Raw genomic sequence first — 220 nt, 5'->3', positions numbered from 1 at the left:
GGCCCGCGCGGCGCGGCGCGCGGCGGACGCCGGATGACGACGCCGGACGGGCTCGACCCGCACCTCCAGCACCCCACCCGGCTCACCGTCGCGGCCTTCCTCTCCGGCTGTGCCGAGGCGGAGTTCGGCGCGGTGCGGGACTACGCCGCGCTCTCGGACGCGAGCGTGAGCCGCATCGCGACGGCGCTCGCGGACGCCGGGTACGTACGGGTGCGCAAGG

At 78.2% G+C, this 220-nt stretch carries 1 pseudogene; it reads left to right on the top strand.

What is annotated here, in order from left to right:
* Window positions 1-33: 33 nt before the first annotated feature.
* Window positions 34-220: pseudogene (locus tag G3I42_RS11960) on the top strand (transcriptional regulator); the annotation flags it as partial.

The organism is Streptomyces sp. SID11385 (assembly GCF_010548245.1).
Lineage (GTDB): Bacteria > Actinomycetota > Actinomycetes > Streptomycetales > Streptomycetaceae > Streptomyces.
The sequence above is the reverse complement of the archived record's forward strand: the minus strand, read 5'-3'. Positions and strand labels throughout refer to the sequence as shown.